Genomic DNA, 25,863 nt, shown 5'->3' on the forward strand with positions numbered 1-25,863 from the left:
AAAATTTAGAAACGCTTACGCCTAAAGAGGGAAATTCGAAGTAAATTAAAGCTTCAAGCTTTATTTCCCTACAATGCCAACGTATTTTACTACACTTCCCGGCAAATCGCTGGTTACTTTTTTATTCCTACTGATCTTCTGTTCAGAATTTCAGATGCTGGCTCAGGAAAAACCTGAAATCAATGTTGGCGGTGCGCTAAGATTCAATTACAATCTATCCTCCTGGAAAGATGGACAGAAAGATCGCGGTGGAGATTTTGGATATGATATGTTCAGGGTCAATTTTGATGCCGCCTGGAAAGGCATTTACCTGAATGCTGAATATCGACTTTACTCTGAAGCCTTTGGTGGAGGCTTTATGAAACAGGGTTGGGTTGGCTATAGGTTCAATGAAAAAGACGAGATCCAGGTTGGTTTAAACCAGGTGCCCTTTGGTATTCAACAATATAATTCTCATAACTGGTTCTTTAATCTCACCTATTATTTCGGACTGGAAGATGATCATGACATGGGTGTGAAATATGTTCACGAAGATGATCAATTTGAATACGATCTTGCCTTTTATAAGAATTCAGAAGAACTCCAATTTGGAGGAGATACAGAATCTTCACCAAACCGATATTCTTATGACGTGGTTGGAAGAAACAAAGAGATAAACCAGTTCAATGCGAAGCTCATTTATAAATTTGGAGATTCAATTAAAAATAGGATCGGTGTTTCCGGTCAATATGGAGGTTTGTATAACCTCGATACCAAAGAAACAGGTTCTCATAATGGTCTCGCCCTACACTACGAATTAGACTACCAAAATTGGAATTTCAAGTTGCAGGCGATGACGATTAATAACAATCCGAAAAATCTACCCGGAGAGTCTGATGATATTTTACAGATGGGAGCATATGGCGTTCCGTACGAGGTAGCGGCAGATTTCAACATTTATACGCTGGAATTTTCTAAAAATGTTCCGGTCAAGCTGGGACCAATCAGCAATCTGGAGTTTTACAACGACTTCGGATTTATGGATAAGAAAGTGGAAGCATTCGAAGATTCATTTATGAACGTGACCGGAGTACTGGTAAGTGCGGGTCACCTGTATACTTATATTGATTACGCCGCAGGATATAATCACTCCTGGCTGGGCGGAAATTTTGTAGACGATTTCTCAGTAGGAAATCCGGATGCGAAATGGGAAGCAAGATTCAACATCAATATTGGCTATTATTTTTAAACTAACCGAATAAAATTTTATGGCAGAAAAAGTTACTAGAAGCGACGAGAAGAAATCCATATTTGGTCTGGAAGTGAATGGACCGGTATTTTTCACATCATCATTAATTATTATCGCGATCATTGCCTTAACCCTTATTTTTAAGAAAGAGGCTGAAAGTTTTTTTACTGAACTACAAACCGGAGTGGCTGAAAATGCTGACTGGTTCTTCATTTTATGTATCAACCTCTTCCTTATTTTCCTTATATACCTGGCAGCAGGAAAATTCGGAAACATGAGAATTGGGGGACAAAATGCTAAACCTGAATTTAAAACTCATTCCTGGTTTGCCATGCTTTTTAGCGCTGGGATGGGAATAGGATTATTATTCTTTGGTGTAGGAGAACCCGTAATGCATTTTAATTCACCTCCAACCGCAGACGCAGGAACGGCTGCGGCCGCACAGGAAGCGATGAATTTCACTTTTTTACACTGGGGATTCCATGCCTGGGCGGTTTATGCTTTAGTTGGGCTTTCCCTGAGTTATTTCACCTATACGAGAGGATTACCATTAACGATAAGGTCTATCTTCTACCCTTTTCTAGGAGACAGGATCTATGGAAGAATTGGTGATGTAATTGATATTTTTGCAGTTCTGGCAACACTTTTCGGGCTGGCAACTTCATTAGGTTTTGGAGTACAGCAGATAGCTTCTGGACTGGATCACGTCTTCGGTCTCCCAAGTGGAATAACCACGCAGATCATAATAATCGCTGTAATCACTTTAATCGCAACAACTTCAGTAGTTCTGGGAGTAGACAAAGGTGTAAAGATCCTGAGTGAATGGAATATGCGAATAGCTGTAGTATTGCTGGTTCTGGCTTTGATATTGGGGCCAACGATCTTCATTTTCAGATCTTTTGTTCAAAATACCGGTAGTTACCTGTATAATTTTCTAGAGATCTCTACATGGAGTGAAACCTATACCAATGGAAGCTGGCAGAACGACTGGACCGTATTTTATTGGGGTTGGTGGATAGGTTGGTCTCCGTTCGTGGGAATGTTCATTGCCAGGATCTCAAAAGGTAGAACTATCAGGGAATTTATCCTGGGAGTATTACTTGTTCCTGCCTTGGTAACATTCTTCTGGATGTCGGCATTTGGTAGTGTGGCCATAGACCAGATCATGTCTGGAAACGATGCACTAAGCGAAGCGGTGAATAGTGATATTGCTACTGCCCTTTTCGTGTTTTTCCAGGATTACCCGTTAACTATGATCATTAATATTGTAGCCGTTCTACTTATCGCAGGATTCTTTATCACCTCTTCAGATTCAGGTTCTTTGGTGATTGACAGTTTGACTTCCGGAGGAAAGATCGATGCTCCCGTGGGGCAGCGTATCTTCTGGGCGGTTACTGAAGGAACTGTTGCTGCAGTTCTTCTAGTTGGAGGCGGATTGCAGGCTTTACAGACTGCCACTATAGTCACGGGATTACCATTTGCGATCATTTTGTTAGTGATGTGTTATTCTCTTTATAAAGGTTTGAAAGAAGATCATAGGAAACTTCAGGAGAAGAAATCTGAAAAACAAATGGAAAATTACGAAGAGATCGTATCTGATATCGTGAATAAAAGAAATTTAAAAACTTCTGAAAACAAGCAAGAATCATGAAAAGTATAGATAAAATTCTCGTAGCGTTGGATCTAACTTCAACCGATGATGCACTTATAAAATACGCCTCATTTCTGGCTGAAAAGATGAAACCTTCGCAGGTATATTTCGTTCATAATATCAAGAAATATGAGATCTCAGAATTATTCCAGGAACAGTTAAAAAGTCTAAACCTGGAAGAAATGATAAGTGAAGAACTGGAAGAAAAGGTCTCAAAATTTTTCAAGGCAGAAGCTTCCACAAAAGTCCTTATTTCAGAAGACGCTTACACCGAATCTCTGGTGAGCTATATTGCCAGGAAATATACCATAGATCTTGTAATGCTGGGAAATAAATCCAAGGACAAAGGTACCGGAGTGGTTTCAGAAAAACTGATGAGAATGCTGAAATGTGATGTGCTTTCTCTTCCGGAAAATACCAGTTATAAACTTGAAAATATCTGGACTGGAACCGATTTCTCCAGAGAATCTGTAAAGGCTTTTAAAGTTGCTGAAAATATTAAGGATCAGACAAACGCAAAGATCACTGCTACTCACATTTATAATGTTCCGGTGCAATTTACACCTTACTTAGACAAGGAAGAAATGGTGCCAAAGATTGAAAAGCATACTCGTGAAAAATTCGAAAAGTTTCTGAAGCGTAACAAGATCGAAAATTCAGAGATCAGGATCATTCGAGGTCGGGATACAAGTGTTGCAGAAAGACTATCCCTGGAAGCTGAAAAAGCGGGAAGCGATCTGCTGGTAGTTGGAGATAAAGGTGGAAACGTCTTTTCCTCATTACTGGTTGGTAGTGTTACCGATGAACTTTTTGACCGAAGCCTGAAAATTCCATTATGGGTTGCTAAATAAATTTACATCCTTAAACGTAAGTAGAAATAAGTTGTCATAAATTGATTTAAACTGCCTGAATTTCTGTAGTTTTAGTAGTTCATTAATCAAAACACTTATCAATTTATGAATTACCTCAGTAAATTTATGGCACTTGCGGTGCTTGTTTCTGTCATTGCCTGCGATGAGAAAAAGGAAACAGATGAAGGCATGGAAATGGGTAACCTATACCTTTCCAAATCTAAACCTCAACCGGGACAAGATCTTTTAATAAAATACAATAATCAAGGTGAAGAAGCACCCGAAGCAACGGTAAACTACCTGGTTGGAAAGAAGTATTATCCAGCCGATATCGACCTAAAAGATTCTGCGAATGCACTTTATGGAAAGATCAGCATTCCCGATACCGTGCATGCCATGGCCTTTAATTTCAAATCTGGCGACAAATATGACAGTAATGATACGAAAGGCTATGTATTTTCATTATATGATGAGGAGGGAAAAGAATTAAAAAAATCTAAGGCTACCAAAGGTGTTTATTTTACCCGTGCCGCAAATAGTTTTGATGTTAAACTTGAAAATGATTCTATAGCTGCGATTCTCGAAAATGCCATAAAGGAAGATCCTGAGATCGAGGAAAGTTTTGATGTGGATTATTCCAATGCTCTCTTAGCCGTAGATAAGGAGAAAGGAAATAAATATATTCAAAAAAGAATCGATTATTATAGTTCCAAAGATTCCCTAAAATATGAAAATTATGAGGCGCTTTCAGAACTATATTCTTTGAAAAATGATGATACTAAGAACGATTCAATTACCAGTATCGCCGCAAAAAAATTTCCAAAAAGCGACCTGGCTAGAACTGAAACTATGTACCTGATCGTAGAGGCTAAATCTTTAGATGAAAAATTAGAACTCTATAACGAATATATTGACCTGGTAGGTAAAAAGCCCAGGTATCAAAATGATATCATGCTTAGATTTATCGCTAACGAATACGTTAAAAATAATGATTGGGACCAGGTAGAGAAATATGCTTCGCAAATTAATGATCCAAGGGAGCTTGCGAGGTTTTATAATTCGATTGCCTGGGAAAAAGCTAAAAAGGGCGAAGACCTGGAAACAGCCGTAAGACTATCAAAGAATTCTATCGATGCATTAAATAATGCGAAAGGAGATTATTCAGCTAAACCTGAATTCTATTCCAAATCACAATATGACAGCGCATTAGAATGGGGAATTTCAAATTATTCAGATACTTATGCTCTTATTCAATTTCAACAGGGCAATCTGGATGCAGCCATAAAAACGCAGGAAAAAGCACTTACAGATAAATCTGGAGCCGATATGACCACAAGATATGTACAGTATCTTATAGAAGCGGAAAAATATAAAAAAGCCCAGGAAAAGGCGGCAGATTTTATAGCGAACAACCGGGCAAATGCAGAGATGACAGATTATCTAAAAACCGCATATGCTGAAAATGATAATTCAGAAAAATTTGAAAACTATCTGTCAAAACTTGAGGCAAAAGCTACCAATAAAGCAAGAGAAGATTTGCGTAAAAATATGCAAAGCGAAAAAGCTAAGGATTTTGAACTTACCGATCTTGAAGGCAACATGGTAAAGCTTAGTGATCTTAGAGGTAAAACGGTTATTCTTGATTTCTGGGCCACCTGGTGCAGACCGTGTAAACAGTCATTTCCTGGAATGCAGAGAGCTGTAGAAGAATATGCTGATAATGATAATGTAGAATTTTTATTCGTGAATACCTGGGAAAATGGTGATGATCGTGAGAAAATGGTTTCAGATTATATTAAAGGTGAGAACTACGATTTCCATGTGATCATGGATCAACCGGTTTTAGAAGGCAGTCGTGAATTCATTACCACTTCCAATTTTGGTATTAATGGGATACCCACGAAGATCATTGTGGGACCAGATGGAAATGTGAATTTCAAAACAGTTGGTTACAGCGGAAATAACGAAAAAATGCTGAAAGAGATCGGTTTAATGATCGAACTTACTCAGGATAACAAGACTCCTGAAGCATAATTCATAAAAAAAAGCCCCGCTTATCGTGGGGCTTTTTTTTATAAATCATTTTATATTCTATTCCTCTATACTTGCAGTTACAATAACCGGGAAATGATCTGATGGATATTTAAGATCTTTGGAGTCGGTGATCACGGCAAATTTTCTGATTACAACATTATCATTGCTAAAAATGTAATCTATTCTCCTGGTCACCTGTTCATGAAATTTGTAGCCGTTAAAAGTTCCAACCGGCCCGAAACTAAGTTCAGCTTTCTCCCGGGATCTTTCCAGTTCTGAAGATAAAATTTCAATACCTTCAGTTTCCGGTTCCAAATTGAAGTCTCCCATTAAGAATACTGCATATTCTTCTTTATTCAGTTCAGCAATCTTCTTAATGATCAGTTTTGAGCTTTCCAGCCTGGCTTTATCTCCAACATGATCAAAATGAGTATTAAAAACATAAAATTTCTTTCCTGACTCTTTTTCCTGGAACAACGCATAGGTACATATCCTGTTAAAATCGGCATCCCACCCTCTACTTACTTTCTCAGGAGTTTCAGACAGCCAGAAAGTATCAGATTCCAATTTTTCCAGTTTTCCAGTATTATAAAGAATCGCACTGAATTCACCTTTATCGGCTCCTTCCCTGCCCACACCCAGAACTTCATAGCCGTCCATGTTTTCAGAAAAAAGGTCAAGTTGTGACTTTACCGCCTCCTGTAATCCCAGGACATCTGGCGAATAATATTTCACCTGGCTTGTGATCCAGTCTTTTCGCTTGGACCAGCTATTTTCGCCATCATTCTCATTGGCATATTTAATATTATAACTCATCAGCTGTAATTCCTGGGAATTCATCTTCGGAATAATAAATAGAACAGCGATTATCAAAGCAAGTTTTTTCATGGATACTGATTTTTTCTAAAGTTCGGAATATTTGGTAGAAAATAAAGCAGATCCAAAATTTTTAAAATTAAGCAGCCAAAATTGAATTATTTTATTTTACTTTGTTTTTCAAAGTACTTTAAAATGGAAAACGAAAAGTATCTTAAAGATATCAGTGAGATCAAGAATATGATGAATCGCTCTTCGCGGTTTATTTCGCTAAGTGGTCTTTCTGGAGTTTTTGCCGGATGCTATGCTATCTTGGGCGCAATTGCCGCCAGGTTTATCATATCAGATAGCATAGATCATAATTACGATTATGATGCTACAGCTTCAGAATATATAAACAGTGAACTTGTACAGGAATTATTTCTTATCGCGATCGCAGTTTTAGTATTGGCCATCGGGACAGCTATTTTCCTTACTACTCGAAAAGCTAAGAAGAACGAACTGAAAATTTGGGATAGCACTAGCAAAAGACTGGTGATTAATTTTTTCGCCCCTTTGGCGGCCGGTGGTTTATTTTGCCTGGTTCTCCTGCAATACGGGATCATAGGTCTTATTGCTCCCTGCCTATTAATTTTTTACGGGCTGGCTTTAATTCACGCAAGTAAATATACCTTTGCAGACCTGAAAGGCCTTGGATATTCAAATTTGATCCTTGGATTGCTGGCCACGCAGTTCATAGGTTTCGGATTGTATTTCTGGGCAGTTGGATTTGGACTCTTTCATATTATTTATGGCATCTGGATGCATAATAAGTATGATCGAAAAAATGCTGAATGAAGAATATAATAAGCAATATTAATAAAGCTTTTGATCACAGAATACGACTCGGAATCATGAGTGTGTTGATGGTGAATGATCATGCCGATTTTAAAACTCTGAAGGAGCTGCTTGGAGCGACCGATGGAAATATCGCTAGCCATACCAAGGCCCTGGAGAAACAAAAATATATCATTGTGGAGAAATCTTTCATAGACCGGAAACCAAATACGAGATACATCGCTTCAGACAAAGGCAGAAAAGCCTTCCAGGAACACCTGGATGCACTGGAGAAACTTTTAAACTCTAAAAATGAACTCAATAATTAACCAATCACTATTTTTTTATCCATCAACTTTGAATTTCAAAGTACTTAACTAAAAATTAAAATTATGACTTTACAAGATCAATTGAATCACAAATTTGAATCTGGCTTGCTCTTTAAAAGAGGATTGAGCGCCGCAGGGATTGCTATTTTGATAGCAAGTGTATTAATTATGATATTCGGCAACGAGGGAAATCTTGTCTGGATAGCACTTACAACCACAGCTATTGCCGGATTTGGAGCCGGAATCTTCTATTATTTACTCAACGATTTTCTTCAACCCAATGGATTAAAAAATGTTCTGGCCAAGATCTTCAGCCTTTTGGTATTTGCAGCCTCTTTCTGGCTGGCTCTGATCTTTGCACTTGCGCAAGTTGGACTATGGGATTAATAATTAACTAAAAACATACATCATGAAAAACACAAGACTTATTATCATTTTAGGAATAGCCGCAGTTATCCTATCTGTTCCATTTTTTGCCATGCAGCTTGGAGCTGAAGGTGTAGACTGGGACATCAGAGATTTTGTCATTATAGGCATCCTGTTATTTGGTAGCGGACTAGCCATAGAGTTTGCGCTAAGAAAATTTTCAAGCCTAAAAAGCAGGCTCATTGCCTGTGCACTGATCCTTTTTGGTTTATTCCTAATCTGGGCCGAATTAGCCGTTGGAATATTCGGAACTCCTTTTGCCGGCAGCTAGAAGTTTTTAGCTAAAAGGATCAAAATTGAATATGTAAAAAGAGAATTATGCAGACAGAAAATTTTGTAAAAGAAGACTCGATCGTACGGGAGATCTGGGGAAAAAGCGATACTATTCTTTTCATTTTTGCCGGAGCTTCCGCCGAATTTGCCCTGAACAAAACGGTGGATTGGCTTTACTATACCGGTAAACTTCCGCAGGATCCACTAGGCAGATTATTTTCAACCGTCTCATATGCCCGGGAAATAGTGTTCGCCAAAAAAGAATCAGCGATAAAAGCTATTCAAAGGATCAATCATATTCATGGTTCTGTAGAAAACAACCGTGGGATGAATATTCCAGACTGGGCTTATCGAGATGTACTTTTTATGTTGATAGACTATTCCATCAGGGCTTATGAGCTCCTCGAGCGACCTCTGAGTATTCCTGAAAAGAAAGAAGTATTCCAGGTCTTTTGGGAAGTGGGCACCCGAATGAATGTCAGGGATCTCCCTGTGTCATACGATTCTTATGCCAAGATGCGGAATCTACATCTTGAACAGCATTTGTTTAACGGAGATTACACGCAGGATCTATACAAGCAGTATCGAAAACACCTGGGAATGCTTCGATACCGTATGCTAATGGAAACCCAGATCATCATCTGCCCGAAACATGTTCGGCAATTATTAGGCTTGAGAAGATTTTCAATCTTAAGCCCAGTGATCACCGGCTATAAACTGAGCAGGTTCATTCATCTTGACCTGCTCATAAAGTCCCTGATCCTTCCACCTAATTACAAGGAAGAGATAAGATCACTGGATTACAGCGCTGCCTGAACACAATTCACCAATCATCTAAAAATCAAAAAATGGACAATTACTCACCTCAGGAATCGAACGCGAGTCGTTTGCTCAACTGGCTAAAGAATTCGATTACTGCCAGGATGGTCATTATCGGCTTTCTAACACTCGTTTTACTTATCCCGCTTTTTATGGTGCAAGATCTTATCGCTGAAAGAGCGCAAAGGCAGAAGCAAATAATTTCAGAGATCAATGATAAATGGGGTGATGAGGTCATTCTACTCGGGCCCATTCTAAAACTGCCATATCGCAGCTTTAAAGAGAAGCATATCACCAATTCTTATAATGAGGTTACCACTGAAAGCATAGAAGAAATAAGATATCTGTATCTATTTCCAGATCAATTGAACATCAGTTCTCAAATAGACCCCAGGCGTAAAAAAAGAGGAATTTACCAGACAGCCGTTTATAAAAGTAAAAATACGATTACCGGAAATTTCTCTGTGCCTGATATCAATTCTGAAGATATTCTGGAAGAAAACCTGTTATGGGATAAAGCCAGAATCGTATTTAAAACTTCCAATTTAAAAGGTGTCAATAACCAGCTGAAAATATCGATGGATGGAAAGGAATATAATTTTTCGTCCAAATTTCAGGGACAGGATAGACAGTCGGGAAATACTGAACTATTCATCATGGAAAGCTCCGTATTGAAACAGGAATCAGTACCACAGAAAAAAAGCATCGATTTTAGAATGAATATTTCGGTTAATGGAAGTTCTGAGATCTCTTTTATCCCGATAGGAAAAACTACTGAAGCTGAACTAAGTTCTAACTGGAACACCAATAGTTTTACCGGAAACTTTCTTCCCTTTAATGAAGATAAAATGACAGATGATGGTTTTAACGCCAAATGGAAAATATTGGACATCAACAGGCCATTTCCACAGAACTTCAATAACCGATTACCCGACCTTACCGAATATGCCTTTGGAGTTAATTTCATGATTCCCGTGGATGAATATCAAAAAAGTGAACGTGCCACCAAATATGGCTTCTTAGTGATTGGCCTTACTTTTCTACTCTTTTTCCTGATCCAGACCTTAAGCAAGATCCCGATACATCCATTTCAATATTTAATGATAGGCCTTGGACTGGTGATGTTCTATACACTACTTATTTCAATTTCTGAACATAGCAGCTTTCTGACAGCTTATTTGATCGCGGGCATTTCTGTGATTCTGATGATCAGCCTTTATTCAAAAAGCATACTGAAAATCTGGAAATTCCCAGTCTTCATTGGATTATCACTGATTGCCTTATACTCTTTTATCTACGTGATCATACAATTAGAAAGCTATGCTTTGCTGGTTGGAAGTATTGGTCTTTTCCTAATTCTTGCCGGGGTGATGTTTGTTTCCAGAAAAATTGACTGGAATAATTATTAAATCTATGATATTACTAAACAAATTCGAACAATTTCACGCGGAAGTCAGGAACAATAAATGGCTGGGGTATTTCACTATTTTTCTTAGAATAGCCCTTGCATACGCGTTTCTTATGGCGGGTTTCACAAAAGTTGACGGAGAGCGGTTTACCTCGCTTTCCAATAATCATCCTATGGGGCATTACCTGGAAGTGCTATTCCACACGGGATTCTATTATACATTTATTGGTATTGCCCAAATGCTTGCCGGGTTATTATTACTAATTCCACGTACGTCTTTGCTAGGGGCACTGCTCTATTTTCCCATTATTCTGAATATTTGCATATTATCCTACGCGGTAAGATTTGACGGTTCCCTGCTCACCTCGCCTTTGATGGTGCTGGCAAACCTTTACCTGATCTGCTGGGATTATCATCGCATCAAATTTATACTTCCATTTAAAAGATCAGGTTTCAAGGAACTAATTCCGGAAGCTACAAGATCTCGATCCAGGTTTCCATTCAAGTTCTTCCTGAGTGTATTCCTTACGCTAATCATCGCTGTGGGGCTCATCTTTACAATGAACCAGAAAGCGGTCATGCCGAGAAATCATATTTCAGATTGCAATAGTCATTGTCCAGATAGCAGCAACCCGGAAGCCTGCGCATCATTTTGTGACTGCATACATAACAACGGGAATTCCCTTGATGATTGTTTAAACAAATACGGATCAAAATTTTCAAGATGATGAAACTAACACTTAAACCGAATGTTCTAAGCGCAGCCATTTTTGGTTGCCTACTAGTGGTTCTACGATTTTTGATCACCATGGAGCTTCATTACATTTTTCTTATCTGGAATCTCTTTTTAGCCATGGTTCCACTAGGGCTTTCGAAATTATTGTGCAGGCAGAAATTTCGCTTAAGCCTCAACTTATTGCTTCTTGGAAGCTGGGTATTGTTTCTTCCTAATTCATTCTATGTGATCACAGACCTGATCCATCTTAAGAATTCGAATTTCCTTTTCTATGATGCTGGCCTTATCTCTTTTTTCGCGATCTTATGCGTATCTCTTGGTTTTCTTTCTATGATGGAAGTGAAAAGTTTTCTACATGAGAATGCTCCAAAGCTCAATCACTGGATCATGAATATTATGCTTTTATTCCTTTGTGCTTTTGGAATTTTTCTGGGCAGATTTTTAAGGTACAATTCCTGGAATATTGTAAACGATCCTATTTCGCTATTCAAAGATTGCTTTAATTTTATAAGGCATCCTGTAGAGCATGCACAGGTTTGGTTTTTTACCTTTGGCTTCGGACTGTTACTTGTGGGTTTATATCATATATTTCTGAAAATTACCGAAGCAAGGAATGAAATTCTATAAACGGTCCAGAATCACCTATTTAATCCTATTCTGCATTCTACTATGCATCGAATTAGCAATTGCGGTATGGGTGAAAGATGATTTTATTCGTCCATACCTCGGAGATTTCCTGGTGGTGATCCTGATATACTCATTTTTAAGGTCGATCTCAAGAATTCGAGTCATAAATGCCTTGTTGATCGTACTTTGCTTTTCTTTCGCTGTAGAATTCTTCCAACTGGTAAACATCGTAAAGATTTTGCAATACCAGCCACCTAAAGTCGTGATGATCATACTTGGAAGTAGTTTTTCCGCCTGGGACCTGTTGGCATACAGCCTGGGAATCCTTTTTACCGGTTTTCTGGAACTGAAAATTCAGTCGAAAGAAGAACTGGCAGAAAACTAATGGTCTTACGGGGCGTATCTATCTGAAAAGCTATAAAGTAAAAAGACTACTCCTCCCCTTTAACAAAAGCTTCCAGGTACATATAGTTTACGGTAAGTTTTCCGCTTTCGGTCATTTTTGCACGGGCAAGAATCCCATCTTTGTCATTATTAAAAAATGCCGGGATCACATGTTCGAGAAACATTTCTCCAAAACCTTCACTAGCATCTTTCGGCAATTCACAAGGCAGGTTGTCTACCGCCATTATGGTAATTGCCTTTGAATCTTTAAAATCTATTTCGGTTCCTGTTTTAGGATCGTAACCGTAAAATGGCTCGGCAATGGTAGAAGGTCGAATCGTGCTGGCTATAGGACCGGCAATGTCACAGGAAATATCGGCCACATATTTTATTCGGAAATCCTTGTCACGTATATCTTCTTCGGAATAAAAGACTGGTGCTCCCTGACCATAGAAATGTCCTGCAATAAATACATCGCTGGTTTTCGCGAATTTCATGAAATCGGAATTATAATTTTCGGGAACTTTATAAAATTCCTTTCTGCTTCCTTTTGCGCCATCTTTCCTTTTGGCATAATCCAGCACATCGATGTGGCAGAAAACCGACTCGTTGAATTCATTCACCAGGTAAGTTTCAGGATCTATTTGCTTGATTTTTAAATGTTCGAGGATCTCTCTCGCCCCGTGAGCCACTTTCCCGCTTCCGGTAAGGACAAACTTGTAATTAGGTAATGTTATCTTATCCAGTTGGGCGAGCATCGCATCGAGATCTGGTAAAGCCTCTGCTTTAGGAAGCTCAAATTTACCTTCCTTGATGCCTATGGAACGAATTCCGTTATAAGCGCCTACGAGGCCGGCATATCTTCCAAAACCTATTAGCCTGGCTTTATTTTTACCAGTTATTACCTCGTGATCATATAACTCGATATGTCTTTCCAGGATTTCTCGAAGCAGGTCACGATTATATGGCTGCTTTTTTATGGTATGCGAGAAGAAAAAGTACTTTTTGTCAGGTATCAAATTTGGAATAGGCACTTCTTTTACGCCTAATAGAACGTCGCAATCGCTTACGTCTTCTGATACTTCAAAACCTGCATCGCGATATTCCTGATCGCTAAATATCCTGATATCAGAACTTTCCACTTTAAAGGAAGCTTCCGGAAATTGTAAAACTACTTCTTTAAGCATTTGTGGAGAGAACACCACTCTTCTGTCTGGCGGTGTTTTACGTTCTTTGATCAGGGCGAATTTTATCATGAATGGTATAGGTTTTGCACGGTTTGTAGCGTCTCAAAGATATAAATTTAAATGAGTATCTTTGTTGCCCAACCGGAAACTCTGGTTGGTATTTCTTTGATAATTTAGTAGAGGGCATGCTGAACTTGTTTCAGTATCTTTAGAGGTCCCGAAATAAATTCGGGACGAATTCGAACTAGTTAAAATCTAACAATTTTAACTGTTCTCATTCGCGTTAGGGATAGCAGCGGATAGCTTTTTGCGAGGTAACGAGCAAAAACTAAAAGCGAATAGCCCGCCGTGACTGCGACAGCAGGAGCGGAACGCCCGGATTACAAAGAAGATGTTCATTATTTTATGGGGTCGACTTGGTTTTGACAGCGAGTCTAATTGAGTTGTAAGCACGTAGAGCGCCGGGATATAGCTCTTAAATCTCATGTTTCAAACTTTTTTAAACGGCGAGAATAACTACGCCTTGGCTGCGTAACCGAATTATAGTAGGTTATACTTAGTCCCTGCAAGGCAGGGAGCCGAGATGTCTCGTGGAGGCCTTGATTTACGGCATCCACACCAGAGGCACCGATAAAGTAAATATAGGGAGCCCAGGGTCTTGATGGGTTTCTGAAACTTAATTGAGAATACGTGTAAAGTTGGTGGTTTTCGGCCGGCTTTGCATCGACAATCAAGTGAAAACTAAACGTGTAGAAAGCTTCTGAATTGCTTGTTTGGACGAGGGTTCGAACCCCTCCGACTCCACGATCACTCACAACTGCGTTGTGATTTGGAAAAAAGAAATCCTGCCGAATTTATTCGAGCAGGATTTTTTGTTTTAGATATCTTTATTGAAAAGAATCTCTAAGCCTAAGTCTTGTATATGAATAATTTAAGCCACAACTTGTTCTTTATTCTGAACCTCTCCCTTACGTCTATCAATCTCACCATTTAATAAGATCAGTTCTCGGTTAGTTTGACCTTCAACCGAAGAATTCTCTTCAGCTCTCCTTAGCAAATAAGGAACAACATCTGTTACTGGACCAAAAGGAACCAACTTAGCGGTATTATAGCCCTTTCCTGCCAGATTATAACTTATTTGATCACTCATTCCATATAACTGGCTGAACCATACTCTAGGATCATCTTTCGCAATATTCTGATCTTCCATAATTTGTAAAGCCAGATAATTACTCATTTCGTTATGAGTTCCTATAAAGACCGATATATCATCAAGATGATCCAGACAATAAGCCAAAACACTGTTGAAACTGACATCTGTAGCTTCTTTATTTCTACAGATTGGAGACTTTTTACCGCGTTTCTTAGCTCTTTTATTCTCCTTTTCCATGTAAGCCCCACGAACGATCTTAGCACCTATTTTAAAATTTTCCTTCTGAGCGGTTTGGTGTAATTCTTTCAGGTAATCCAGCCTGTCCCATCTATAGCACTGCAATGTGTTGAATATAAGTGCTTCGTCTTTATTATACTTTCGCATCATTTCTTCCATTAAATCATCAGCGGCACCTTGCATCCAACTCTCTTCAGCATCAGCATATAACCTTACATTGTATTTTTTGGCTTCTTCGCATAAACCCTCTACTCTTTCTTTGACCCGATCCCACTCTGCTGTTTCTTTTTCGGAAAGGCTGATATGACTGCTTACTTTGTGCCAGATCTCAAAACGTCCCAGGGCTGTAGGTTTGAAAATTGCGAATGGAACTTCAGATTCTTTATTGGCAAAGGCTATCAGTTTTTTTTTGACCTTAAAAGCAGAATCAAATTCTTCTTCTTCCTCTTTACCTTCAACAGAATAATCCAGGATACTCGACATATTTACATCATCCATTTCCCTAATAATAGGTTTACAGTCGTCGATACTAGTTCCTCCACAAAACTGATCGAAAATGGTGTTTTTTATCAGTGGCTGAACAGGTAATTTGGCTTTAAGTGCAAATTTAGTCAGGGCAATTCCCGGTTTGATCAGGAAAGGTTTCCCCATGACGCTAAATAATAAAATTGCGCGTCTTAGTTCTAAATCAGATTTTAATCTGAAGGCTGTAGCTGTATTGTTGAATATTTTTTTATTTATCATTCTACGAAAATATCCAACAGTTGTACAGGATAAAACCGACTTATAGAAACATTAACTGTAAATACCGCTGTTTCACCCATCACGTTAATAAAAATCTGATATGAGATATTAATAAATCTTAAAAAGAAAATTTATTTAATATCGCTTTAAGAAAAAATAGAGGTTGATAGCCTGACTCCGCAATTTTTTCCACCAATAGCCGACACCGTTAGAAGGAAAATAATTAACTTGACCACTACCAAACTAACAATTTCATGTCTACTATTACTTCAAAAGGCTGAAAAGAAGACAATTGGTTAAATTTTTAATGGAAAACTATTTTCAAAAAATCATATTAATAATAATTCTGAGTTTAAATCAAAGCATTTCTGCTCAAGAAGTTAAAGGGATTATTTATGATTCAAATGGAGCAGTTCCCGATTTTGAGGTTTTAAATAAAACCAGGAATAGTTATGCTAAAACTAACGAGCAAGGTTTCTTCAGTATTAATTCCAAACTGGGAGATACTTTGGTGTTCAACACATTAGTATATCAAAAACAGACACTTATCGTTAAAGAGATTAACCTCAAAGAAACCATAGTTGTAGAACTTAAGACTGCAGTAAATGCATTAGACCAAGTTAATATAAGCTCTTCGACGAATGAGTTTAGAATAGAAAAGGCAAATCAGGAAATTGAAAGAAAAATAATTTCTGATAAGGAAAAGAATTGGTTTCTATATGAAATTCCGGAATCCAAAGGAAATATATACGATGGCTTGGTTTCGGTCATCAATAGTGTATTTCCGAAAAAACCTGAAATAAGAATTATTGAATTAAATGACTATCAGGAATTATTTAGCTCAGATGAAAATTTAAACTACGATTACTTACAAGAAACCTTGAATATTCCCGAACATCAGTATAACTTATTTTTTGATTATTTAGAGTCGAAATCATTGAATTATGACCTGTTAAGAAAGGCAAACCGACTGGATTTAATTGAAAAGATCAATCATTTAAGTGCAGAATTTAAAATTATGCTTCAGTCCAGTGAATAGCGTTAGGTAAATATTAAAAAGGTCGGCTCATAGCAAATTGAAAGTACCAATTAGATAGAAAATAATTAACTTGATCAACGTACTAATACTAAACCGGCTTTTTTCCAAATTCAACTTCGCTTTCTAACAGTGATGTTGACTATATATTTTTTAGAAATTTAATAAATCTAAATGGCAAATCAATTTACAAAGGCAATGTCTGAAAGATCAGATGAGCAATTAATTAAAATAACTACCACTGAAAGTCATAAATATACGAGTCCTGCTTTGGAAGCAGCAGAGGTAGAAATCAAAAAGAGAAATATTGACCAATCTCATTATGATCAAGTCGTAGATGACCTAAAAATTGAAGACAAAGGAATTAAAGAAACAAAATCAAATTCTGTGAGTTCAATTTTAAGGTTAGTTAATTATATTATTGATATCATTGTCGCCTATACTGGCTCATTCATTATCGCAATGATCATTTCATTGATAATTCCGTTTGATTTTATAGGATTTGAAATAGCAGGTTTAATTCTAATTATAGCAAGCTTTTTCACCTACTATATTTTGATGGAAGTACTTTTCCAAAAAACCTTAGGGAAATTTATTACAAGAACTAAGGTTGTGACTACTAATGGAAATAAGCCCAGTGAATTGGATATAGTTACAAGGACATTCTGCCGGCTAATCCCATTTGACAGAATATCTTATTTATTTACAAGAAATGGCTTTCACGACCGACTATCTAATACGAAGGTTATAAAAGACCAGCCATTATAGTTTAGATAACATCTTATTGAAGGTGCAAATCAGTATTTCTTTAAAAGAAATAAATACCTTTACTAAAGAACCAACATTTCAAAAATCATGAATAAGAAAATTATAGCTCTGATCTTGTTGGCTTTATGTATTTCGGCGTGTTCTGAAATATATAAGAATACAGAGGAGAAATCTGATGTAATCTATGAACAGGAAGGCATTGAAAAAGGGATATCAGAAAAGGATGAATTGAAAGCTACTATTGAAAATCTCGAAAAATTAAATTCACAGAGAGAAGAAGAGTTGAAAACTGTAGAAAACGAAGGTTCTGAAAATAGAATCCTGAAAGAGGAAACTAACAGGGAGCATGAAAATTTAAAAAAAACGGTTCAAGAACTGAATGATTTGATCGAACAACAGGAAAATTGACCATATCATATCTTTTAAAATCGATTTCTAGCATTTCAAATACTTAATTTCAGATTGAGAAAGATGCCTGAAATAGACAAGTTTCAGCTGAATTAAGGGTTAAATTATAACTTTTAAAACCTCGGAAAAAACCTACCGGTTTTCTGTTTATAATTTCCGTATTCTTCAAATTTCTGCTGAAGCAAACGCTCTTCATAATTGGTTTTCAGAAGAAAAAGCACATATAAAAATAGCGCAATAATCAAGCGGTAAATAGATTCAGAATAGATTGCGAATCCAGAACATCCCACCAGAATTCCTGTATAGATTGGATGCCTGACAAATTTATAGAGTCCTGTCTGGACAAGCTCTGAATCAGAATTTGGTGTGGGGAAAGGAGAAAGATTTTTGTTTAACTGCAGGATTGCCAGAATAAAAATAATGAGGCCAATAATCGAAATGCTAAGCATCAAAATTTCAAGCCACTTTTGAAGTTGAAATTCGACCAGACCGATATTGAAGGTATAAGCAAAAAATAGCAGAAATTGAATTCCGACAAAAAAATAATCCTTTGCTTTTAGCATTACTCTAAACTTTCTTTCCAGATATAGATTTCCAGAGCTTTTTTCCGAGCGTAATTACCGGTAAAATGATCGCTCCTGCACCTATTCCTACCAGAAGTTCTCCGAGAATAGTTGGTAATGAATGCACCAGCTCATGAATAAAATGAATGTTATGCACAAAAATTCCTCCTGAAACCAGAATTAACGCGATCGTACCAATGACACTTAGAGATTTAATAACCCATGGAAGGGCATTAACGAGTAATCTTCCAGTCTTATCTGAAAAACTATTATCTCTTTCATTAAGATTGATCAGTTTCACCCCAAATTCATCCATCCTTACAATCAGCGCAACAACCCCGTAAACACCAATGGTCGCTACAACAGCGATAAGTGTAACTACAAGAATCTGGTTTAAAAGATCTGCCTGTTCTACAGTACTTAAGGCAATAATGATAATTTCAATAGATAATATAAAGTCCACGAAAATTGCCGATTTGATCTTCTCCTGTTCATGCTCCAGCATCTCCTCTTTCGTTAATTCCTGTAGATCATGCACATCTTCTTCCTTTTTATGAGGTACGATCCATTCATAGATCTTGTGAGCCCCTTCATAACTCAGGTAGATCCCTCCAATAATCAGTATTACCTTGATAACTACCGGTACATATGCACTAAGTAAAAAAGCGACAGGAAGAATGATGAGCTTATTAATAAAAGAACCTTTGGTAATCGCCCATAGAACAGGAATTTCTCTATCTGAAAGAAATCCGGATGCTTTCTCTGCGTTTACAGCCAGATCATCACCTAAAAGTCCGGCAGTTTTTTTTCCGGCTACTTTTCCCATAGTAGCCACATCATCCATTAAAGTAGCGATATCATCTAAAAGAGCGAAAAATCCTGAAGCCATAAATTATATTCGATTTTGAAAAAGGGGTAAGTTCTACCTTTTATTAGAATTAGAGAAAATTTATATCTCAAAATTATGATAATATTTAGTTCTGGCATATCTGTTCCATAATCAGGAATTTGTGTTATTTTAAATCCTGCTTTCTACTGAAATTTGTAAAAAAGCAATAGTATGCCTGAAGATATTCTTAGAATAAAATCTATAAGTCAGTTTCACGAATTGATCGGTTTTGAAAAACCGAAACATCCTTTGATCAGTATCATCGATGTTTCCAAAGTGAAGGTCGATGATAATTGGTTCGGAAAGAAATTCACTACCAGCCTTTATTCTATTGCTCTTAAGGATGCCAGTTGTGCTTTTGAATACGGAAGAAATCATTATGATTTTAATGAAGGCGTGATGATCTTCACCGGCCCAGATCAGGTTATTAAAACCAACCAGGAACAACCTATGAAGAAGATCAATGGCTGGATGATGTATTTTCATCCAGATCTTATTAGGAATACTTCCCTAGGAACCAATATCGAAAATTATTCCTTCTTCTCTTACGATGTTCACGAAGCTCTGCATCTTTCAGACCAGGAACAGAATTCGGTGACAGATTGTGTGAATATGATACAGCAGGAAGTTTCAGAAAGGATCGACAATCATAGTCAGCGAGTGATCGTTTCTAGCCTGGAATTATTGCTAAATCTATGCAACCGCTATTACGAGAGGCAATTCAATACTCGTACGGCCAGTAATAAGGATATCGTATCACAAATGGAAATTCTCCTGAAAAATTACTATTTATCTGGAAAGCTTTCAGAACAGGGACAACCGACTATGCAATATTGTGCAGATGAACTGCACCTCTCCCCTAATTACCTCAGCGATCTTTTGAAAAAGGAAACAGGCCGAAGCGCCAAAGATCACATTAGCGATTTTGTGGTTGACAAAGCCAAGACCATGTTGTTAGGTTCTACAGAATCTATCGGAGAAATTGCCTATCAACTTGGTTATAATTACCCGCACTATTTTAGTCGATTCTTTAAATCGAAAACAGGATTTTCTCCTCAGGAATATCGCACCCAGAACTAATAAAAGAACATTCGAAATATTAAGAAGAACATAAATCTCCATTCTTATTTTCTAACATTCAGTAATTTGTGTTTTTGTTTCCGTATTCTGTGTTCAGGATCAGGCAGAATGTTGCACATCTTTGTATCAGAATATTTAGTCAATGAAAAAAAAATTAAAGATGACGGCACAAATAATCATAGCCCTATTAGTTACTGGTCTTTTATACGGAATTGGATACCTGTACCTTAATCCGCAGTTTGGTGGAAAGATCTCCAAAGAGGAAAAACTTGCCTTTGCTCAATCCAACCAATGGAATGGCGAAAAATTCAGGAATTTACAGACCACTACCATGGATATGGACCTAAAAAAAATGCCTGGTCTAATTAAAGATAATTTCACAGGAAAAGCGGAACGCGGACCGCAAAAAGAATTACCTATCAAAGAGTTTGATCAGGAACTCTGGGACACAAAATCTGAAGGCGCAAAATTTATCTGGTATGGTCACTCGGTAGGCTTATTCAAATTGAATAATTCTAATATTCTGATAGATCCTATGTTTGGCGCTGATGCCTCACCTGTTGGCCCGATAAGAACCAAAAGATATTCAGACTCTACTTTATACATTATCGATAAGTTACCGCAAATCGATGCGGTGCTTATTTCGCACGATCATTATGACCATCTCGATTATGACAGCTTTCAGAAATTAAAAGCTAAAGTGAAACATTTCTATGTGCCACTCGGTGTAAAAAGACATTTGTTGCGCTGGAGCATTGAAACTTCCAGAATTACTGAAATGGACTGGTGGGATACAGTTACCGTAAATGATATCAGGATCAATTTTGTGCCATCAAGACATTTTTCCGGAAGAGGATTATTTGATCGTGATAAAAGTCTCTGGGGCGGCTACACTTTCACTACAAAATCAGAAAATATCTACTGGAGCGGTGATGGCGGCTATGGAGATCACTTTAAGGAAATCGGTGAGAAACTTGGTCCGTTTGATATGGCTTTTGTTGAATGCGGACAGTACAACGAAAACTGGGGTCAGATACATATGTTCCCTAATGAATCTGTACAGGCCGCAATAGATGTTAAAGCTGAAAAAGCAATACCCATCCACTGGGGAGCTTTCACTCTCGCTTTACATAACTGGGAAGACCCAATTGATGGATTTATTAGAACTTCTCTGGAAAAAGGCTTAGATTATAGAATTCCTGAACTAGGAGAGCAGTTAATTATTAAATAAAAAATGATGACGAACATAGATAAAACAAAACCGGTTTTAGTAACAGGGGCAACAGGTTATGTCGCAGGTTGGCTGGTAAAAAGATTACTGGAAGATGGAATGACGGTACATGCCGCGGTTCGTGATCCTGAAAAAGAACATAAAGTTCATCATCTAAATGGCATAGCTGAAAAATCTCCTGGCGTTATAAAATACTTCAAGTCAGATCTTTTGGAGGATGGCTCCTATGCAGAAGCTATGGAAGGCTGCGAACTCGTTTTTCATACCGCTTCGCCATTTACTTCAGAATACGATGATCCTCAAAAAGAATTGATCGAGCCGGCCGTGAAAGGAACTGCAAATGTTCTAAACCAGGCAAAAAAAACTTCCGGAGTTAAGAGAGTGGTTGTTACCAGTAGCTGCGCCGCGATCTATACCGATGCGAAAGATGTTCAGGATGCACCGAATAATATTTTGACTGAAGATATCTGGAACACTACCGCATCATTAGAATATCAGCCTTACTCCTATTCAAAAACCCTTGCTGAAAAGCAAGCCTGGCAAATTTCAGAAGAACAAAGTGAGTGGGATCTGGTAACCATCAACCCTTCATTAGTGATGGGGCCTCCTTTGAATCCTGGTGCTACAACTTCAGAAAGTTTTAGTCTTTTAAAGCAACTTGGAGACGGTACATTTAAAATGGGAGCACCAAAATTGGGAATTGGTTTAGTAGATGTTCGAGATGTTGCCGAAGCTCATTATCAGGCTGGCTTTACTCCTTCAGCACAAGGTCGCTACATTACTTCTGCCCATAACACCAATTTTGTGGAGTTGGGAGAAGCACTGGAACCAAAATATGGTGATTCGTATCCGGTCCCAACGAAGTCGATGCCAAAATGGCTATTGCTGCTGGTTGGACCTTTTGTGAATAAAAATCTTTCCAGAAAGTTCATTCGTAATAATGTAAATGTAGAATGGCAGGCAGATAATTCTAAAATAAAGAAAGATCTAAATATCAATTTCAGACCTATGCGCGAAACCATGGAAGATTCTTTCCAGGTGTTAATTGATAATAAAATCATTTAAATTGCTGTATAAATTCAGAAACAGGCAATGAGAAAATTCAGGTTCATCTTTATTATTCTGATAATATTCATCAGTTATCCAGTTTTATCTCAAGATGATGAGCTAGACTTACTTTTTATTGGAAATAGCCTGACTTATACTAATGACCTGCCTGAATTGGTAGAAAAAACTGCAAAAGCTCAGGGTTTGGAAGTACGTTCTAAGATGATCGCCAAACCTAACTACGCTTTGCTGGATCACTGGAACGAAGGAAAAGTTCAGAAAATGATCAAAAACAGAAATTTTGATCTTGTTATTATTCAGCAAGGCCCATCATCGCAGGATTTCGGCAAAGATATCCTGATAGAATACGGTAAGAAACTCAAAGATCTTTGTTCAGAAAATAATGCGAAGCTAGCTTACTTTATGGTCTGGCCTTCCCGGGAATATTATCATACATTTAAAGGAGTAATCAAAAATCATAAAGAGGCTGCTGAAATTAATCAGGCAATGCTATTTCCAGTAGGTGAAGTGTGGAAAAAGCATTTCGATAATACTGGAAATTTTGATTATTACGGACCTGATCAATTTCATCCTTCAGAAAAAGGAAGCCAGATCGCAGCAGAAATTATCGTGGAAGGATTGCAGAAAATGAAAACTGATCAATGAGCAATACAGAACTTATTCAGCAATTTTACCAGTCTTTTGCCAGGGCAGATGCGGAAGGCATGATCACTGCTTACCATGAAAATGTAGTATTTAAGGATCCGGCATTTGGCAAACTTGAAAAAGAACGTGCTAGAAGTATGTGGCGAATGCTTTTAAGCAGGAATAACGAAATTCATATAACCCATAAAATTCTGGAAACTTCCGGAAATACTGCGAAGGTAGCCTGGACTGCCATTTATAATTACGGCCCGAAAAAAAGAAAAGTGGTTAATCATGTTACTGCTCATTTGGTTTTCCAGGATGCGAAGATTATAAAGCACACCGATAAATTCAACTTATGGAACTGGTCAAGACAAGCTTTAGGATTAAGTGGATTCTTACTTGGCTGGACTCCTTTTATGAAGAAAAAAATTCAGCAAAAGACCAATAGTTTATTGCATAAATTTATGGAAGATCGTAAAAACCCATAGGTTTGAAAACTGAAATATAGATTTGACCTTTATTTCGGCCTGAATTTTGTGACATGCTTTTACATACTAACTATCAGTCGCCCTACCTTCTGATCTCAATTTAATTCATCATGAGATTAATTTACATTCTATTTTTAACCTTAAGTTTGAACTTACAGGCCAAAACGATCACAGGAAAAGTTATTGATACCGATAATCTTTCGCTCCCCGGGGTTAATGTTATTATTAAAGGAACTTCAACAGGTACAACCACTGATTTTGATGGAAAATATTCTATTGAAGCTAAAAAGGGAGATATTCTCGTATTCAGTTTTGTAGGAATGAAAACAAAGGAAGTCAAAGTTGGCGAGAAAACGGTTTTGAATGTGACAATGGAGACAGATGGCAGTTCCTTAGACGAGGTAGTTGTAACTCACGGTCTGGCAATGGCATCTACCGGTTATGCGCACGGAATAAGAATACGAGGTGTTTCCAGCGCAACGGTGACTGAAAATGAATCTTACAAAGAAAGAGAAGAGAATAATTTCAAACTTGTAAAAGCTTCGCCGTTATCTACTTTCTCAATTGACGTTGATAAAGCGGGTTACAGCAATATTAGAAGAATGATCAATAATGGAATTGACATTCCAAAAGATGCGGTTAAGATCGAGGAAATGATCAATTATTTTAATTACGAATACGAGCAACCAACAGGCAAACATCCTTTTTCCATTCAAACTGAATATGCTCAGACACCATGGAACAAAGACACGAAATTATTAAAGATCGGTCTTCAGGGAAAAACGATCCCTTTGGAAAATGTACCAGCTTCCAATCTGGTGTTTCTATTAGATGTTTCCGGATCAATGAACAGTCCAAATAAACTTCCATTATTAAAATCAGCTTTTAAACTTCTTACCAGTCAGTTAAGAGAACAGGATAAAGTTTCTATCGTTGTTTATGCAGGAGCTGCAGGAACTGTACTGGAACCAACTTCAGGAGATCAAAAGATCAAGATCGATGAAGCACTGGATAAACTTTCTGCCGGAGGTTCAACTGCGGGTGGTGAAGGAATTCAATTAGCTTACAAGCTGGCTGGTGATAACTTCATAAAAGGTGGAAATAATCGCGTGATCCTTGCCACAGATGGTGATTTTAATGTGGGACTTAGTAGCGACAGCGCAATGAAAGATCTGATTGAAGAGAAAAGAGATTCCGGAATTTTTCTCACCGCTCTTGGATTCGGAATGAGCAATTATAAAGATTCCAAGCTGGAAACTCTGGCGCAAAAAGGAAATGGAAATCATGCGTATATAGATTCCATGCAGGAAGCTCAGAAAGTACTGGGAACCGAATTTGGTGGAACTCTATACACCATTGCAAAAGATGTGAAGATCCAGGTGGAATTCAACCCTGATAATGTTCAAGCATTTAGACTTATTGGATATGAAAACAGACTTTTAAATGATGAAGATTTTAAAGATGACAAGAAAGATGCTGGTGAATTGGGTAGCGGACACTCGGTAACTGCGGTTTACGAGATCATTCCAGCCGGAGTAAAAAGTGAATTCCTAAAGGACATTGACGATTATAAATACACCAAACATGTTCCAACCGCCAATAATTCTAATGAACTGGTCACCGTGAAATTTAGATATAAAGAACCTGACGGTAATAAAAGCAAATTACTGGAAGAAGTAGTTTATACCTCAGCTGAAAAAGAGCTTTCAACCGATTTCAATTTTATTTCTGCTTTGTCTCTTTTCGGAATGCAATTAAGCGAATCTGAATTCACCAACGAAAAAGATGTTTCCATGGTTCTGGATCTGGCTGAAAAAGGTCGCGGAAAAGATAAAGAAGGTTACAGAGCCGAATTTATAAGACTGGTAAAAAGCTACCAAAAACCGGTAGACCTGGCTAAAGAATAAGATTTAAAAATCTGAAGTATACTAACGGATCTGGCTGAAAACAGGTCCGTTTTTTTATTTCCGAAAGTTTTCCGAAGAA

27 protein-coding genes and 1 other RNA gene are annotated in these 25,863 nt (G+C 37.6%); 23 read left to right on the forward strand and 5 right to left on the reverse strand.

Annotated features, from left to right (window positions below):
* The first annotated feature begins 73 nt into the window (after positions 1-73).
* The 4 genes from RE431_RS10125 to RE431_RS10140 all read left to right on the forward strand — a co-directional run bounded on the left by RE431_RS10125 (position 74) and on the right by RE431_RS10140 (position 5,764).
* On the forward strand, positions 74-1,228 hold the full coding sequence (locus RE431_RS10125) for a hypothetical protein (protein ID WP_408914513.1): 1,155 nt from the start codon (positions 74-76) through the stop codon (positions 1,226-1,228).
* A gap of 19 nt (positions 1,229-1,247) precedes the next feature.
* Positions 1,248-2,879, forward strand: coding sequence for a BCCT family transporter (locus RE431_RS10130; protein WP_309561861.1), 1,632 nt, complete (start codon positions 1,248-1,250; stop codon positions 2,877-2,879).
* Positions 2,876-3,730, forward strand: a complete 855-nt coding sequence (locus RE431_RS10135; protein WP_309561862.1) for a universal stress protein — start codon at positions 2,876-2,878, stop codon at positions 3,728-3,730. The genes RE431_RS10130 and RE431_RS10135 overlap by 4 nt, the downstream gene beginning before the upstream one ends.
* A 105-nt stretch (positions 3,731-3,835) precedes the next feature.
* Entirely contained in the window at positions 3,836-5,764 is a 1,929-nt protein-coding gene (locus tag RE431_RS10140; RefSeq protein ID WP_309561863.1) for a redoxin domain-containing protein, read from the forward strand.
* Positions 5,765-5,821: 57 nt separating this feature from the next.
* Here the strand turns inward: RE431_RS10140 and RE431_RS10145 are convergent, their stop codons facing one another.
* Positions 5,822-6,652: an endonuclease/exonuclease/phosphatase family protein gene (locus tag RE431_RS10145; RefSeq protein WP_309561864.1), complete on the reverse strand. Its 831-nt coding sequence runs from the start codon at positions 6,650-6,652 to the stop codon at positions 5,822-5,824.
* A gap of 123 nt (positions 6,653-6,775) precedes the next feature.
* Between RE431_RS10145 and RE431_RS10150 the strand changes: the two genes are divergently transcribed.
* The 9 genes from RE431_RS10150 to RE431_RS10190 all read left to right on the forward strand — a co-directional run bounded on the left by RE431_RS10150 (position 6,776) and on the right by RE431_RS10190 (position 12,399).
* The gene (locus tag RE431_RS10150; RefSeq protein WP_309561865.1) at positions 6,776-7,417 is read left to right on the forward strand and encodes a hypothetical protein; all 642 of its coding nucleotides are present in this window, start codon (positions 6,776-6,778) and stop codon (positions 7,415-7,417) included.
* Positions 7,414-7,725 carry a winged helix-turn-helix domain-containing protein gene (locus RE431_RS10155; RefSeq protein ID WP_309561866.1) on the forward strand — a complete coding sequence of 104 codons (312 nt, stop codon included), beginning with the start codon at positions 7,414-7,416 and terminating at the stop codon, positions 7,723-7,725. The genes RE431_RS10150 and RE431_RS10155 overlap by 4 nt, the downstream gene beginning before the upstream one ends.
* Positions 7,726-7,788: 63 nt before the next feature.
* Positions 7,789-8,112 carry a DUF1129 domain-containing protein gene (locus tag RE431_RS10160; RefSeq protein WP_309561867.1) on the forward strand — a complete coding sequence of 108 codons (324 nt, stop codon included), beginning with the start codon at positions 7,789-7,791 and terminating at the stop codon, positions 8,110-8,112.
* Between the two features lie 22 nt (positions 8,113-8,134).
* A complete protein-coding gene (locus RE431_RS10165; protein ID WP_309561868.1) occupies positions 8,135-8,422 on the forward strand; it encodes a hypothetical protein in 288 nt (95 codons plus the stop codon).
* 47 nt (positions 8,423-8,469) lie between these two features.
* Positions 8,470-9,240: an oxygenase MpaB family protein gene (locus RE431_RS10170; protein WP_309561869.1), complete on the forward strand. Its 771-nt coding sequence runs from the start codon at positions 8,470-8,472 to the stop codon at positions 9,238-9,240.
* Positions 9,241-9,272: 32 nt separating this feature from the next.
* A complete protein-coding gene (creD, locus tag RE431_RS10175; protein WP_309561870.1) occupies positions 9,273-10,652 on the forward strand; it encodes a cell envelope integrity protein CreD in 1,380 nt (459 codons plus the stop codon).
* A gap of 4 nt (positions 10,653-10,656) precedes the next feature.
* Positions 10,657-11,379, forward strand: a complete 723-nt coding sequence (locus tag RE431_RS10180) for a DoxX family protein (protein WP_309561871.1) — start codon at positions 10,657-10,659, stop codon at positions 11,377-11,379.
* Complete coding sequence (locus RE431_RS10185) at positions 11,376-12,014, forward strand: DUF1361 domain-containing protein (protein WP_309561872.1); 639 nt, start codon at positions 11,376-11,378, stop codon at positions 12,012-12,014. The genes RE431_RS10180 and RE431_RS10185 overlap by 4 nt, the downstream gene beginning before the upstream one ends.
* On the forward strand, positions 12,001-12,399 hold the full coding sequence (locus tag RE431_RS10190) for a ribosomal maturation YjgA family protein (RefSeq protein ID WP_309561873.1): 399 nt from the start codon (positions 12,001-12,003) through the stop codon (positions 12,397-12,399). The genes RE431_RS10185 and RE431_RS10190 overlap by 14 nt, the downstream gene beginning before the upstream one ends.
* A gap of 46 nt (positions 12,400-12,445) precedes the next feature.
* Here the strand turns inward: RE431_RS10190 and RE431_RS10195 are convergent, their stop codons facing one another.
* Positions 12,446-13,654 (reverse strand): NAD(P)-dependent oxidoreductase, encoded by a 1,209-nt coding sequence (locus RE431_RS10195; RefSeq protein WP_309561874.1) that lies wholly within the window; start codon positions 13,652-13,654, stop codon positions 12,446-12,448.
* A gap of 338 nt (positions 13,655-13,992) precedes the next feature.
* Here RE431_RS10195 and ssrA point away from each other — a divergent pair.
* Positions 13,993-14,392: a transfer-messenger RNA gene (ssrA, locus tag RE431_RS10200) on the forward strand.
* A 124-nt stretch (positions 14,393-14,516) separates the two neighbouring features.
* On the opposite strand, the gene RE431_RS10205 is transcribed toward ssrA, so the two are convergent.
* Positions 14,517-15,719, reverse strand: coding sequence for a proline dehydrogenase family protein (locus tag RE431_RS10205; protein WP_309561875.1), 1,203 nt, complete (start codon positions 15,717-15,719; stop codon positions 14,517-14,519).
* 307 nt (positions 15,720-16,026) lie between these two features.
* Between RE431_RS10205 and RE431_RS10210 the strand changes: the two genes are divergently transcribed.
* The 3 genes from RE431_RS10210 (at position 16,027) to RE431_RS10220 (ending at position 17,931) form a co-directional block, all read left to right on the forward strand.
* Positions 16,027-16,758, forward strand: coding sequence for a hypothetical protein (locus RE431_RS10210; protein WP_309561876.1), 732 nt, complete (start codon positions 16,027-16,029; stop codon positions 16,756-16,758).
* Positions 16,759-16,929: 171 nt separating this feature from the next.
* Positions 16,930-17,523 carry an RDD family protein gene (locus RE431_RS10215; protein ID WP_309561877.1) on the forward strand — a complete coding sequence of 198 codons (594 nt, stop codon included), beginning with the start codon at positions 16,930-16,932 and terminating at the stop codon, positions 17,521-17,523.
* 87 nt (positions 17,524-17,610) lie between these two features.
* Positions 17,611-17,931 (forward strand): outer membrane protein assembly factor BamD, encoded by a 321-nt coding sequence (locus RE431_RS10220; RefSeq protein ID WP_309561878.1) that lies wholly within the window; start codon positions 17,611-17,613, stop codon positions 17,929-17,931.
* Positions 17,932-18,044: 113 nt separating this feature from the next.
* Here the strand turns inward: RE431_RS10220 and RE431_RS10225 are convergent, their stop codons facing one another.
* Entirely contained in the window at positions 18,045-18,494 is a 450-nt protein-coding gene (locus RE431_RS10225; protein WP_309561879.1) for a methyltransferase family protein, read from the reverse strand.
* A 4-nt stretch (positions 18,495-18,498) separates the two neighbouring features.
* On the reverse strand, positions 18,499-19,383 hold the full coding sequence (locus tag RE431_RS10230; RefSeq protein WP_309561880.1) for a DUF808 domain-containing protein: 885 nt from the start codon (positions 19,381-19,383) through the stop codon (positions 18,499-18,501).
* 171 nt (positions 19,384-19,554) lie between these two features.
* Here RE431_RS10230 and RE431_RS10235 point away from each other — a divergent pair, with 171 nt between their 5' ends.
* The 6 genes from RE431_RS10235 (at position 19,555) to RE431_RS10260 (ending at position 25,784) form a co-directional block, all read left to right on the forward strand.
* Positions 19,555-20,463, forward strand: coding sequence for a helix-turn-helix domain-containing protein (locus RE431_RS10235; protein WP_309561881.1), 909 nt, complete (start codon positions 19,555-19,557; stop codon positions 20,461-20,463).
* A gap of 142 nt (positions 20,464-20,605) precedes the next feature.
* Positions 20,606-21,694 carry an MBL fold metallo-hydrolase gene (locus RE431_RS10240; RefSeq protein WP_309561882.1) on the forward strand — a complete coding sequence of 363 codons (1,089 nt, stop codon included), beginning with the start codon at positions 20,606-20,608 and terminating at the stop codon, positions 21,692-21,694.
* A gap of 3 nt (positions 21,695-21,697) precedes the next feature.
* On the forward strand, positions 21,698-22,759 hold the full coding sequence (locus tag RE431_RS10245) for an NAD-dependent epimerase/dehydratase family protein (RefSeq protein WP_309561883.1): 1,062 nt from the start codon (positions 21,698-21,700) through the stop codon (positions 22,757-22,759).
* Positions 22,760-22,786: 27 nt separating this feature from the next.
* Positions 22,787-23,407 (forward strand): SGNH/GDSL hydrolase family protein, encoded by a 621-nt coding sequence (locus tag RE431_RS10250; RefSeq protein WP_309561884.1) that lies wholly within the window; start codon positions 22,787-22,789, stop codon positions 23,405-23,407.
* The gene (locus tag RE431_RS10255) at positions 23,404-23,877 is read left to right on the forward strand and encodes a nuclear transport factor 2 family protein (protein ID WP_309561885.1); all 474 of its coding nucleotides are present in this window, start codon (positions 23,404-23,406) and stop codon (positions 23,875-23,877) included. Before RE431_RS10250 ends, RE431_RS10255 begins: the two co-directional genes overlap by 4 nt.
* A 110-nt stretch (positions 23,878-23,987) precedes the next feature.
* The gene (locus tag RE431_RS10260) at positions 23,988-25,784 is read left to right on the forward strand and encodes a vWA domain-containing protein (RefSeq protein WP_309561886.1); all 1,797 of its coding nucleotides are present in this window, start codon (positions 23,988-23,990) and stop codon (positions 25,782-25,784) included.
* The last annotated feature ends 79 nt before the right edge of the window (positions 25,785-25,863 follow it).

This window comes from Christiangramia sediminicola, assembly GCF_031344135.1.
Lineage (GTDB): Bacteria > Bacteroidota > Bacteroidia > Flavobacteriales > Flavobacteriaceae > Christiangramia > Christiangramia sediminicola.